Below are 12272 nucleotides of genomic sequence, written 5' to 3'. Positions count from 1 at the left end.
ACATGACCGATGGGAGATGATTTTTAGGCGTTGCATAATAGAGGGATGAATCAATTCAAAATTCAAAATGACGTGAATGCTCTAAATCTTCTTACTTCCTATACATATCAGGGAATTTTGCTTGAAGTTTAGCCAGTTTCGGCAAGTCATTCACTACCACATAGCGATCGCTCGGATGATGCACTATATAATTCTGATGGTATGCCGCCGCCTGATAAAAACCTTTCAAAGGATCTAATTCCGTCACAATCGGCTTGTCGAAGACTCGCGATTTGTTGAGTTGAGCAATATATTCTTGTGCAGCCTGTTTCTGCTCATCGTTAGCAAAAAAGATCGCCGAACGATATTGCTTACCTGAGTCGGGGCCTTGTCGATTCAACTCTGTTGGGTCATGAGCTACCAAAAAGTAGACTTTTAGAAGCTGATTATATGATATTTTTGATGGGTCGTAGGTAATTTTCACCGATTCAGCATGATTGGTTAATCCAGCACTCACAATCGCGTAGTCTGCGGTTTTTGCATCACCCCCAGAAAAGCCAGAAACGACATCAGAAACACCTTTGAGATGCTCAAAAACTGCTTCCATTCCCCAGTAGCACCCACCAGCGAAAACTGCTACTTGCTTTCCCTTCGGTGCAACAGTCGAAATATCAGTGGCGGGAGCAGGAAGTATCACACGAGATGCACCGTATAAGAGTACAACAGTCAGCGAAAAGATGGAAAAATTGCGTAATAACTGGCGGGAGAGAGTAAAGTTATGAATTGACATGAGGTTGTGAACTACTTGATTTAATTGATGAAGTTAGGGTTTATTCAGCTATTTTGTCATTTAGATAGCGATCGCTTAAATATGGCCCCATCTGTGCCAATGGGCTATGTGATTTTGGGCTTCTGCTAATCTGATTTCTTCTAGGGTTGGAGTTGTCATCATCTCACCCTCTGGATATCTGCACTTTATTTTAATTAATTTGCTATATTGAGTATCACCTTTTTATCAAAGATGAGGCTGATATTTTGATTAAAATTTGCTAGGTAAATTGATAAATAAAAATTTAGGATAAACTCAGGAAAAATTTATATTAATTTTTACGTTCAAAATAAATGATTATTTTGATATTTTGACCCTGAAGAGTTTGAGGAAATATTTGATTTAAGGGTTCGTGACTTTGAACCTGGAAACGCGAACAGATCGTTAAGCGACAATAAATTATTTAAAGTAATATTTAAGACTGATATCTTTGTGAAAATTTGATGTTGGTATTCTGGCAAATCGAAAGGGGAATAATAAAGTGGTTAAATATGGTGAACGTTATATTTTTTCAGAAGAAGAATATCTAGAGGCGTTCCACTCAATTTATGAGGAATTAACTCTAGGACATAAAGCTATCTTGGATAAATTGTATCAGCATTGTTACTTTATGAAAGATAATCGCAGATTACGTACTTGGGAGTTATCTGAAGCTGCTGGATATAGTGGTGATTCTCCTGGGCAAATTGGTCATTTAGGTGCAATTTTTTGCAACTTTTTTGGAGTAAGAGATGATGAGTTTGCTCAACCAGCACTTGCAATAGTTAATTGGTTTGCAGATGAAACAAATGGGTATTGGTACATTGAGCTAATTCCTGAAGCAGCTAGGGCATTTAAGCGTTTTCGCCTCGAAACTATCTTATAAAACAGAATTCAGAATTCAGAATACTCTAACCATAAAGGGATAGACTTTTAAGGCGAGAAAATTAAAATAATTAAATTCATTTTTTAAAGTTTTCGATTTGCTGCTGAAAGTAGTCTCGCCAACTTGTAGGTAAAGCCTCAACTTGTACGGCGCGGTGTAAGAGTTCTAAGTCGTGTGTTTCCCGTGCATAAAGTCGGGTAATATCAGCAACAGTGACATTATTTAAGTCTCGACTGATTAACGACAAAGTATCACCATTTCCGACTTGACCCTCTTGCAGCACCGAAAAGTAGAAGCCCGTTAGGCGGCTATCTAAAAACTGTTTAACTATATCTCCCCGTCCAAACTTGATTAAGAGTTTATAACAAGGCATTCGAGGTTGAGTCACCATTACCTCTGCGCTACCAATCCGAAAGCGATCGCCAATATTAATCTCATCCTCTAACAGCCCAACTGTGGTAAGATTTTCACCAAACATTCCCCAGGGCAAATCCATATCGGGTAACTTGCGCCGCCAATAGTCGTAATGCTCCAATGGATAAGCGTAAACTGCTTTGTCTTTCCCCCCGTGGACACTCAAATCAGCTTGTCTATCCCCATCTAAGTTGAGCGTTCGCATCATCACTCGTCCCTCAACTGGTTCTTTAAAAATACCAGTTGTAACTGTTTTGCCCTTCCAAACTACTTCACGGGGAAGTCCTAAGTTGACTGAGATAACTTGCACAATTTAATATCTCCTCTATTGAAGAATTCAGAAGTCAGCCTAATTTTCCCTTTTTCTCTATTTATATTAAGTTAAATTTTGTCAAAATAAATTAGATGCGTTTCCTCTGAGTATATTTTGATTTGCCATTCTTAGGAATGGTACTATTTAACGTAAGTTCAACGGTATTAATTGACTGTGGTAACAGGTTAGGGGTTCAATTCAAAAATAGGCGATCGCGATCAAAACAACAACTATGAAATTTGCCCAAAATCTCATCCCTCACCAAGGCTTACTGAAAGCCTTGACTTTAGCTTTCCTCCTATTAGCATCTGTAATGCCACCAACTGTTTTAGCCAACGAGAGCGAAAAAACGACACTCAACAGCACAACCACACTCCAAACCATACTCAAAAGCAGTCATCGCTCAGAACAGAATCGCCTCCGAGACAAGTACCGCCACCCAGCCCAGACTCTCGAATTTTTCGGTCTGCGCCCAAATATGACCGTAGTTGAATTGTGGCCAGGGAACGGCTGGTATACTGAAATATTAGCCCCATTTCTAGTGCCCAAAGGACAACTCATAGTTACTAACTTGGCTAATAGCGCCAGTAAACCTGCTTTGGCTTTCCAAGAAAAACTAGCAGCTAATCCAGAGATTTTTGGTAAGGTCAAAGTAGCTCAAATCAATCCCCCAAATGAACTTACTCTAGCCCCAGACGACTCTGTGGACATAGTTGTTACCTTCCGCAATATTCACAACTGGGTTAAAGCTGGCTATGCCGAGCAGGTTTACGCGGCGGCTTATAAAGCACTTAAACCAGGGGGCATCTTGGGAGTGGAAGAACACCGCGCCCTTGCAGGGACTTCTTTAGAAGAGAGTGTTAAAACTGGCTATATGTCTGAAGATGGGGTAATTGCTGCTGTGGAGAAAGCCGGCTTCAAATTGGTGGGTAAATCAGAGATTAACGCCAACCCAAAAGATACCAAAGACTATCCAGGCGGAGTTTGGACACTACCTCCAACCTTGAGCCAAGGGCAAAAGGATAGACAACGCTTCCTCAACATTGGAGAGAGCGATCGCATGACTCTCAAGTTTATCAAACCCAAATGACAACCCTGTTAATAAAGGACTTCCAGAAATTAAATTATTCAATTTTGGGAGAGAAGATGATCGTTAGATTCTTCCTCCTCTGCGTCCCCTGCTCACCGAAACGATGGGATATTTTTTTAGTTGGAAGTCCCTAATTGCGTTCCTCACCACCATTCCATTAGATCAACGGTTAACAGTACTCATATCAGGGTAGCGTTCACCTGCGGCCACATTTTTTGGTGCAACTGCTTCAAGTCGATTCAAATCTTGTTCCGTCAGAGTAATTTCGGTAGCTGCAATATTCTCCTCTAAGTAAGTACGGCGCTTTGTACCCGGAATTGGTACTATATCTTCGCCTTGAGCCAAAAGCCATGCTAGTGCAAGCTGGCTAGAAGTTACTCCTTTTTCGGTGGCGATCGCCTTGACTTGCTCCACTAATTGCAAGTTCTTAGAGAAATTTTCGCCTTGAAAGCGGGGTGAATTTCTTCGATAGTCATCAGGTGCAAGATCGTCAGGACTGGTGATTGCACCTGATAAAAACCCTCTTCCTAATGGGCTATAGGAAACAAACCCAATTCCTAATTCCCGCACAGTAGGTAAAATTTCATCCTCTGGCTCTCGACTCCAAAGAGAGTATTCTGTTTGTAGTGCAGTAATGGGGTGAACTGCTTGCGCTCGTCGAATTGTAGCCGGCGCAGCTTCCGAAAGTCCTAAATAGCGCACTTTACCAAGCTTGACTAACTCTGCCATTGCCCCAACAGTATCTTCAATGGGTACAGTTGAATCTACCCGATGTTGATAATAGAGGTCAATAACTTCAACTCCCAAACGTTTTAGTGAGGCATCGCAAGCTTGATGGACATATTCTGGTCTGCCATTAACCCCTTTAAAACCACCATCTTCAGTGCGGACATTGCCAAACTTAGTTGCTAATACTACTTGATCTCGGCGATCTTTAATTGCTTTGCCTACTAATTGCTCGTTGGTAAAGGGCCCATACATATCAGCAGTGTCGAGGAAATTTACCCCAAGTTCTAATGCCCGATGAATTGTGGCGATCGCCTCAATTTCATCACGACCACTATAAAATTCAGACATTCCCATGCAACCAAGTCCAATGGTTGAAACTTCTAACCCTTGTTTGCCTAGTTTCCTGGTTGTCATAAAATAATACCCTAGTCAGTAATAGTTCTGTAGAATATTAGGTTTTTTCTATTCACCAAGTCATCTATTCTTAGAAGTATTTACTGAGAGACTTTATCCAATCTTGTGGGGTGGACATCTTGTCCGCCCTTGGCTATGGGCGGACAAGATGTCTACCACACAAGAAGTAATTGAGTATTTTATATTTCCCAGTCTCTAATCCCCAGTCCCTTTTTCAATACCATTAAAGCTAGCGGAGTCCACCTGCGATGTACAGTGTTTCGCCAGTAATCCAGGCGGAATCGGAAGACGCGAGGAAAACAACAGCAGGTGCAATGTCTTGTGGCTGTCCAATGCGACCAAGTGGGGTTTGCGCTTCAATCTGTTGGCGGCCTGGACTATCGGCTGTGGATATTCCTGCTGTGTGCGTACCCTCCGTTTCCACCATGCCAGGATTGATGGAATTGACGCGGATGTGGTGCGAACCCAATTCCTTGGCGAGAGACTTTGTTACAGCATCGACAGCAGCTTTAGTAGCGCTGTAGACCGAGGCATTTGCAGGCGTGAGGGTACTAACAACCGAACTGATGTTGATAATGCTGCCACCCTCTGAACCGAAGTGCTTGATGGCTTGTTGTGAGGTGAGAATTAATCCCAGCACATTGAGATCAAACTGCTTGTGGAAATGTTCTTCGGTGATGCTTTCGAGCGGGGAAAACTCGTAAATGCCAGCGTTATTGACCAAGATATCAAGCCTACCGAATGTCTCCTGCGTCTTTGCAAACAGACGTTCGATTTCTGTCTTTTGGCTAACATTTGCTTGCACTGCGATCGCCTTACCGCCATCACTGAGAATCTTGTCAACCAAGCGATCTGCTCCCTCTTTACTAGAGGCGTAGTTGACAACAACGGCTGCACCTTCAGCTGCTAGATCCAAGGCGATCGCAGCACCAATTCCTTTGGAAGCACCTGTGACAATTGCGACTTTTCCTTCTAGTTTTTTCATGGTTATGAGTTTCCTATGGTTGTTGAATTTGAAAAGCCATCCGTGGGCATCATCTCGAATGAGCAAAGATAAGGTAGTCCCAATGAAACGAGTTTCAATGGTAGGCTAGTCATGGTTATCCTCCTAGATAGCGATTACGCATCACTAATAGTCAGTTTGGCAACGAAATTTTTGGTGGATACTTGCACATTTTTCAGCAAGGGTGCAGTCCAAGAGGACAAATTCAGCTTGGAGACTGGAAATCGCTTGCTAATTTAATCTACCTGAAAATGAAGACCCCTTTTGACAAAGTTTTTCTGTCGTTACCAGGACTTACCTTAAAAGGGCTAGTCCTAGAGTCCTAATCCCCAGTCCCTAGCCCCCAGTCCCCAGTCCCTAATCTGTGAGAAATCTGGATATCTCCGCATGTGCCAACACCGCACCAGGTTCGCGCTGGAGAGCATTGTAATACTTTCTCTCGAAGGTATTGCCAGTCTCTAACGGTACAATCAATGTGCGGACATCAGCAATCAATTTTTGGAAATCGTCTAGCAATATTGGTTCATCTGCTTGGAGCATTTCATCAACTTGCACAACTATCTCAGAAATCTGATGTAGCCAAGCAAACTGTTCATGAGCGATAACTAGCTGAAGGAGTTCTCCGCTTGATACTCGTCCACTAACCTGTTCGTAGGCAATGCGTTCTGTCTCCAGCAACATCTTATGAAGGTGGAGTAGTTTGTTTCGTAAATCACGCAGATATTGATGTTGATGTATTCTTTGTAGAAGTGTGTTAGAAGTCAATTTTACCCATCCTCTCGTTACAATAGTCTTCAATGGCTTAAATAATTTCTAAGCATTGGGCATTGTTAACTCTTCTCCATACGCCATGCCCTTGGGAGCGGAGTTTTTTACCTATTTGGTTTCCTTGCTAAGAAGCATTATAGTCAACATATCTTTTTTAGCCGTTTTATCTTATATTAGATTAATCATATATTAGCATAAACTTATAAGAAGTACATAGTGCAGAACCAATCGAGAAAGTATCAATTATGGGAAAACCGTCTTCATGTCGCTAGCAAATGTAATTTTAGGTCTTCTTCAGCAGCAAGAAATGACGGGCTACGACCTCAAAACGAGCTGCTTTGATCAATGCATTGCCCATTTGTGGCCAGCAGATCAGGCACAAATTTACAGAACTCTCGATAAGCTAGTTGAGCAAGGCTGGATTACCTGTACCATTGAAATTCAGCACGATCGCCCCAACCGCAAAGTCTACAGTGTGACGGAGCCAGGAAAAGCCGAATTTAGCCGATGGCTGGGGATTCATCAGCCCTTACCGACTGTACGAGAACCAATGCTAGTCCAGTTACATTTTGCAGATCAGTTGTCGAATGAAACCATCATTCATCTACTTGAGGAACAATTAGCGGCTCGAAGCAAAAAGCTGGCTGAATGTGAAACCATCGATTTGCCATCACTTGATGATGAATCTGCCAACCGCGAACAGTTAATGCAAAGGCTGGTGCTGGAGTTGGTGATCCGAAGAGAAGAGACTTATATTGATTGGTTGAAGACAGCGATCGCACTTATCAGTCAGCAAAAGCCGTATCAAACCGCTTCGCAAAGTCATTAGTCCTTGGAGAACTAAAGTGCTTATTACAAACCCTCAAAATTAGCTTGACAAAGTACTACTTTGTTCTATCTTATTTCAGCAATCTTAGTCCACTGAGGGTAACTAACACTGTGGAACCTTCATGGCCAATAACGCCGATGGGTAGGTTAATATTTCCTAGAAAGTTGCCGACTAAAAGCAACAGAATGAAACCCAATGCCACTACTATATTTTGTTTGACGATGAGTTGCGATCGCCTACCCAAATGTATCGCTACAGCAATTTTTTCTAACTTGTCTGCCATCAGTACTATATCTGCGGTTTCCAATGCTACATCACTACCAGATATTCCCATCGCTATACCCACAGATGCTTGGGCTAAAGCTGGTGCATCATTAATTCCATCGCCCACCATTGCCACTGTTTGATATTGTTGCTGTAGACGGCGGATCACATCTAGCTTATCTTCTGGTAAAAGTTGGGCATAAACCCGATCGATTCCTACGGCTTTGGCGACACTATGAGCAGTTTCCTGATTATCGCCAGTTAACATAACAATTTGCTCAACTCCCAGTTTCTTCAATCGGCTAATGGTTGCCGCTGCTTGCGATCTGACTTGATCTGCGATCGCAATTACACCCATCACCTCTACTCCCTGTGCAACCCAAACCACAGTTTTACCCTGTTGCTCCCAAGATTGAGCGATTTCTTGCAATTCTTCAGGTAAATTTGTGACATATAGTTGCACAAAAACAGCATTCCCGACAATTACCTGTTGTTCTTGAGCAATTCCGACAATTCCCTGTCCAGGTAAGGCTTGCACTTTGATTGCACCAACCCAATTTAAATCACTAGCCGCCTGTACGATTGCCTTACCGATGGGATGTTCGGAAGATGATTCTACACTAGCAGCAGTTTTTAATACATCATCTCTAGTGTATTCACTAGCTGAAACTACCTGAAATACCTGCAACTGTCCTGTTGTGAGAGTACCAGTTTTATCAAATGCGATCGCTCGGACTTTGCCAATCTTCTCCAACTGCGCCCCATTTTTAAACAAAATCCCCTGTCTTGCACCATTGGCAATTCCCGAAAGCAGGGTGGGCATAATTGCAGCCATCAGCGCACAGGGAGAAGCCACCACCAGAAAAGTAAGGGCGCGATAAATTGTTGTTTCCCAATCCCAACCCCAAATAAATGGCGGTAAAGTTGCTAGTAATATCCCGACTACTACAATGACTTTGGCATATCTTTTCTCAAAGCGATCGATAAACTCTTGGGAAGGAGGTGCTTCTGTCTGCGCTTGTTCTACCAAGCGAATCACACGCTGAATCAAACTGCTTTGGGCTGGTTTGTGTACTTTAATCTGCAATGCGCCATAGCCGTTGAGTGTACCGGCAAATACTTCTGCACCGACTGTTTTCTCTACAGGTAAAGACTCGCCTGTGATTGCAGCTTGATTGAGAGTGCTGTAACCAGATAAAATTATTCCATCAGTAGGAATTAGCTCTCCAGGTTTGACAACAATTTCATCACCCACTTTTAGCTGACTGATAGGAATTTCCTCTTCCCTTCCTTGAAGTAAAACCCTTGCTGTATCTGGTGTCAAACTCATTAAACTGCGGATACTCCGCTCAGTTCGCGCCATCGCATAGCCTTCTAATGCGCCACTGATGGCAAAGATCAGAATCAAAATTGCCCCATCAATAATTAGATGATATTCTCTTCGCCATAAGCCGAGGCTAGCAGCACCAATAGCGGCGACAATCATCAGCAAATCTACATCGAGTTCTTTTTCTTTGAAGAGGGTGGTTAATCCTTCCCGCGCACTTTCGTAACCACCAATTACATAAGCAGCAGGTAGCAGCAGGAATGCCAATCCTAACCAACCGAGATGCAAGGCGAACCATCCGAGAAATAACAATAAGCCACACAAAAGGGCAGCTACGGTATCTGCGTGTTCTTTGGTGAATTGGCCCAAACGTTGGGGGTAGAGCATGAGAGGTGAATTAACAGGGACTCTCTCACGCTAAACCTTGACATCAATGTTAAGGTCAAGGCTTAACTTGAAAAATGCTCTAATAATGGGTAAGCAAAAGTTTAGTCTGTATCTAAAGCTCTAACAAGCAAAGTTGATGATCAAGCCCAAGATATTTCTAGAGATGTTGATATGGTTGCAGATAACTTAAGGATCGTACTTGATGAATCTATACGTAGAGTACTTGAAAATTTTCCCAACAGAGAACAATGAAGGATATGTCAATGTAGGCGATAATATTCTATATAAACCTCGTCTAAGTTGAGAACTGTAGTTTTTTACCAAAATTTTGCGATTGCTTCCTCCGTCGCAATGACACAACAGAATAATTCAAAACTCCAGGTTTCAACATGGACGAGGTTTAATAACAAACGTACTAATTTTATAGGAACCTTAATTAATATCGTACTTCGCTGTGATGAATCTTACTACTGCCTAGCAACTGAAGCTCTTCAACTTAAGAAGCGGTTATTTTAAAGAGGGAGATAGAGGAATGGCATACAAAATTTTTGATCTTGTTGGGAAATACGCCATCAGCGCTGAGAGTGGGCAGAAGGTATACGATCAGATTCATCCAGTTATGATTGCTGGCAACCCTGTAGAATTAGATTTTACTGGAGTTGAGGTCTTTGCTTCTCCTTTTTTCAACTTTGCGATCGGTCATCTTTTGAAGGATATTCCAGCAGATAAACTTAATCAGCTGGTTGAGTTTACCGCTATCAATTCTGAGGGGTGGAATGTTCTTGAGCGTGTGATTGCCAATGCGAAGCATTACTATTCTAATGAGCAATTTCGGAATGCGGTTGATGCAGTAATTACAGAGCAGGCTGCAACTTTTTAAAGCATGGTGGTCAATCTTAACATCCAAGCTGATATCATCGACATAAAAACTGATAATCCCCAACAGGGTGATATTTTTCTTGTAGATACCAACGTCTGGTTTTGGCAGACTTATACAAATGCTGGATTTGGTACTAAAACCTCCAAATTCAGCAATTACCTTAAATATATCAACCAAGCTCTTTTAAATGGAGCCACACTTACATATTCTGGGCTAATTTTGGCTGAACTGGCTCATATCATTGAAAAAACTGAATATGAGATTTATAAAAAATTGTATGGGTTTTTGCCACTTAAAGAATACCGCCATAATTATCCAAATGAACGAATGAATGTTGTTGCCGAAGTTCAGTCAGCTTGGAGTCAGGTTAAGGCGCTTGCTGTTCCTATTGATCTGACAGTAGATGATGCAACAACTGATGCAGCACTAAACAGATTCCAAACTCAAGCTGTTGATGGCTATGACTTACTACTTCTCGAAGCTATTAGCAGAGCAGGAGCAGGAAAAATTAAAATTATTACAGATGATATGGATTATGCTGTTGTTCCAGATATTCAGGTATTTACGACCAACAGCAACGTTATCCAAGAAGCTAATGTACAGAAAAAATTATTGGTTAGCAGATAGTTTAACTAAGCTAGGTTAAAAGTGTAGATACGCAGTGGCTTGTCGTCAGACATCGCCTTTCCTAAAAGCCCCCTCGACAATAATTAACTTTTATTAAGACGTAATTTGTGGAAATCAAAAGTAGCGAACTGACAATTAAGCAGTTAACGCACTTGGTAGGCGGTGGTTTAACTCCGCGGATGGTGCGACATTACCATCAATTGGGGCTGCTACCGCAACCAGTACGATCGCGTAGCAATTACCGTCTCTACAACCAAAAAGATGTCCTCCGGTTGCAACGGATTGTCGCACTGAAGCAGCAAGGGTTTCAGCTAAACCATATCCGCAATATTTTGGAAGTGGAGCCAGAAGCCGACACAACGGTTAACTTGATGGGACAACTCCAGCAGCAATATCGCGCGGTGATGCAACAAATTTCTCAACTGCGACAAACTGCATCAGCATTAGAAGGATTATTGGGGCGCGATCGCCATTGTCAAATTATCCAAGCAGAAGTTTTGGCACAACTGAAGTTACTCGATGTCGAAACTCAAGCCGGATTAGGGGGATTGGAAAATCTCTGGAGTGGGTTAGATGGCGAAATTCATACCCATTCAGAAGCTTTTACCGAATCGCTACAACGTTTACTACCTGATTTGTCTCAGCGTTCGGAAATTGAACAACATTTAATTTCTCAGATGGTTTTGGCTTGTGGCGATGTCAGTTTAGTGTCCTTTATTAAATTGAGTCGAGATGCGATCGCAGCTAGTCGAGAAGCCCTATCTTCAAGCTGTGAAATTGTTGTCGATACCCAAACGGTTGCTGCTGCTTTAGATCAAACCCGATTACTTCACTTGGGATGCCGCACCGAAATCTTAATTGATAACCCCCATATTACCACTGCCACAGAGGCAGAACTCGCCTTTTGGCAACATCAAGAATGGCGAGAAAAATTGCAGCAAGTAAGTAATGGTTGTGTGCTGGTAATTGGTTATGCTCCCTCAGTACTTCTGGAAGCTTGTGAAGCGATGTCTAACCAAAAAATTCAGCCTGCATTAGTAATTGGAATGCCCATTGGCTTTAGCCATGCTCCCGCTGCCAAGCGACAACTGATGCAACAACATATACCTTATATTACAGTTGCGGGGACTTTAGGAGGTGGCGCATTAGCCGCAACTGCCCTAAATGCCTTGGTTGAGTCACTAATTGATAAGCCAGATTGTCATTGTTATCTCAAATAAGTATTCATTTAAGATAGTCTCAATGAAACGAGTTTCAAAAGCCTTGCATGGAAATGTTCTAGGAACTAGAATTTTTACTCAGCACGGGCTAAACGCCCCGCTAACGCTAACAGCACTCATAACTCAGCACTACTGAAAATAATATTGTTAAATAATATTGAATTTGTTACACTTTACCAGTTTTAGTAATTCAATAATTCATAACTGTGGCCATAAGCTACCAAGTTGGTATAAGTTGCAATATAACTTAGAAAAATTTATAGTAAACAGACTTTGGCAATTAGAGTATAAATTATCATGCTATACAAGCTACAGCGAAGTATAAATCAGTACG

General features: G+C 42.0%; 12 protein-coding genes. 6 read left to right on the top strand and 6 right to left on the bottom strand.

Annotation, left to right across the window (positions count from 1 at the left end):
• Window positions 1-91: 91 nt before the first annotated feature.
• Window positions 92-769: a peptide-methionine (S)-S-oxide reductase MsrA gene (msrA, locus tag V7L07_RS06270; RefSeq protein ID WP_335056020.1), complete on the bottom strand. Its 678-nt coding sequence runs from the start codon at window positions 767-769 to the stop codon at window positions 92-94.
• A gap of 520 nt (window positions 770-1289) precedes the next feature.
• On the opposite strand from msrA, the gene V7L07_RS06265 reads away from it, so the two are divergent.
• Window positions 1290-1673 (top strand): hypothetical protein, encoded by a 384-nt coding sequence (locus V7L07_RS06265; RefSeq protein WP_335056018.1) that lies wholly within the window; start codon window positions 1290-1292, stop codon window positions 1671-1673.
• 76 nt (window positions 1674-1749) lie between these two features.
• On the opposite strand, the gene V7L07_RS06260 is transcribed toward V7L07_RS06265, so the two are convergent.
• Entirely contained in the window at window positions 1750-2397 is a 648-nt protein-coding gene (locus V7L07_RS06260) for an MOSC domain-containing protein (RefSeq protein WP_335056016.1), read from the bottom strand.
• Between the two features lie 235 nt (window positions 2398-2632).
• Between V7L07_RS06260 and V7L07_RS06255 the strand changes: the two genes are divergently transcribed.
• A complete protein-coding gene (locus V7L07_RS06255; RefSeq protein ID WP_335056014.1) occupies window positions 2633-3490 on the top strand; it encodes a class I SAM-dependent methyltransferase in 858 nt (285 codons plus the stop codon).
• A 162-nt stretch (window positions 3491-3652) separates the two neighbouring features.
• On the opposite strand, the gene V7L07_RS06250 is transcribed toward V7L07_RS06255, so the two are convergent.
• The 3 genes from V7L07_RS06250 to V7L07_RS06240 all read right to left on the bottom strand — a co-directional run bounded on the left by V7L07_RS06250 (window position 3653) and on the right by V7L07_RS06240 (window position 6317).
• Window positions 3653-4633: an aldo/keto reductase gene (locus V7L07_RS06250; protein ID WP_335056012.1), complete on the bottom strand. Its 981-nt coding sequence runs from the start codon at window positions 4631-4633 to the stop codon at window positions 3653-3655.
• A gap of 229 nt (window positions 4634-4862) precedes the next feature.
• A complete protein-coding gene (locus V7L07_RS06245) occupies window positions 4863-5618 on the bottom strand; it encodes an SDR family NAD(P)-dependent oxidoreductase (RefSeq protein ID WP_335056010.1) in 756 nt (251 codons plus the stop codon).
• A 375-nt stretch (window positions 5619-5993) separates the two neighbouring features.
• A complete protein-coding gene (locus tag V7L07_RS06240) occupies window positions 5994-6317 on the bottom strand; it encodes a hypothetical protein (RefSeq protein WP_218651831.1) in 324 nt (107 codons plus the stop codon).
• 349 nt (window positions 6318-6666) lie between these two features.
• Here V7L07_RS06240 and V7L07_RS06235 point away from each other — a divergent pair, with 349 nt between their 5' ends.
• Window positions 6667-7233, top strand: a complete 567-nt coding sequence (locus tag V7L07_RS06235; RefSeq protein WP_335056008.1) for a PadR family transcriptional regulator — start codon at window positions 6667-6669, stop codon at window positions 7231-7233.
• 70 nt (window positions 7234-7303) lie between these two features.
• On the opposite strand, the gene V7L07_RS06230 is transcribed toward V7L07_RS06235, so the two are convergent.
• The gene (locus tag V7L07_RS06230) at window positions 7304-9211 is read right to left on the bottom strand and encodes a heavy metal translocating P-type ATPase (RefSeq protein WP_335056006.1); all 1908 of its coding nucleotides are present in this window, start codon (window positions 9209-9211) and stop codon (window positions 7304-7306) included.
• A 532-nt stretch (window positions 9212-9743) separates the two neighbouring features.
• Between V7L07_RS06230 and V7L07_RS06225 the strand changes: the two genes are divergently transcribed.
• The 3 genes from V7L07_RS06225 (at window position 9744) to V7L07_RS06215 (ending at window position 11938) form a co-directional block, all read left to right on the top strand.
• Window positions 9744-10091 carry an STAS-like domain-containing protein gene (locus tag V7L07_RS06225; protein ID WP_335056004.1) on the top strand — a complete coding sequence of 116 codons (348 nt, stop codon included), beginning with the start codon at window positions 9744-9746 and terminating at the stop codon, window positions 10089-10091.
• 3 nt (window positions 10092-10094) lie between these two features.
• The gene (locus tag V7L07_RS06220) at window positions 10095-10718 is read left to right on the top strand and encodes a hypothetical protein (protein WP_335056002.1); all 624 of its coding nucleotides are present in this window, start codon (window positions 10095-10097) and stop codon (window positions 10716-10718) included.
• A 113-nt stretch (window positions 10719-10831) separates the two neighbouring features.
• The gene (locus V7L07_RS06215; protein WP_335056415.1) at window positions 10832-11938 is read left to right on the top strand and encodes a precorrin-8X methylmutase; all 1107 of its coding nucleotides are present in this window, start codon (window positions 10832-10834) and stop codon (window positions 11936-11938) included.
• Window positions 11939-12272: the final 334 nt, after the last annotated feature.

The organism is Nostoc sp., from assembly GCF_036916985.1.
Lineage (GTDB): Bacteria > Cyanobacteriota > Cyanobacteriia > Cyanobacteriales > Nostocaceae > Nostoc.
Note: the sequence above shows the minus strand (reverse complement) of the source record. Positions and strands in the feature narration are given on the sequence as shown.